The sequence below is a fragment of the Sphingomonas sp. ABOLE genome (assembly GCF_003950455.1).
GTDB lineage: Bacteria > Pseudomonadota > Alphaproteobacteria > Sphingomonadales > Sphingomonadaceae > Sphingomonas > Sphingomonas trueperi.
The window spans coordinates 1-566 of record NZ_QQWY01000122.1 but is presented as its reverse complement, the minus strand read 5'-3'; the positions used below and the strand labels follow the sequence as shown (position 1 = coordinate 566).

Annotated in this window: 1 protein-coding gene; it reads right to left on the bottom strand. The window is 58.1% G+C overall.

Annotation, left to right across the window (positions count from 1 at the left end; all coding sequences use genetic code 11):
• Positions 1-2: 2 nt before the first annotated feature.
• The coding region (locus tag CA234_RS24555; protein WP_164521938.1) for a hypothetical protein at positions 3-566 on the bottom strand (564 nt) is incomplete at its 5' end.

The following is a 566-nucleotide window of genomic DNA, read 5'->3' as shown; positions in this document are numbered from 1 at the left end:
CATCATTTCGGGTCCGACCGATCCATCGTGACGGCCTTCATGAACTCCATCCCAAGCGGCGTTAGCATGTGGCTCAATTCCGGCACCGCAATGCTGCCCATCAGACCGCCTACGCCAAATGGGCTCTGATATTGGATCGGGATCGATTGATCCTCCGCATACGGGACGGCCCCCGATGCCTGATAGATGAGGGTGAGTAGTGAAGAGAGCATTTCCTGAAAACGCTGGGGATCGATGAGCGCCGCGTCAATGCGCCGGTCCCGATCGTAAAAGGCTGTCAGCACCCCGTTGGCATTGAAGAAACGGGGCGTTGCCGTGATGCAGCGTAGCCGGTGAAGGTTTTGGATGGAGACGCCACGCTCTTCCTCGCTGAAAGTTCGCCAACTGGCATCCGCCTTCGCGTTCGCCTCCGCAGTGTATGCGTTGACCTCTTCCTTGCTGTGAAAGAGCCGTTCAGCAACGCGGGGATAAAGAAGGTCGAGGAGCGCAGAATCGGCGGGCGTGAGCGACCGAAGTAGCTCAATATGAAGCTTGTTGATCGATGGCCTCTCCGCCGTCGCCGCCTT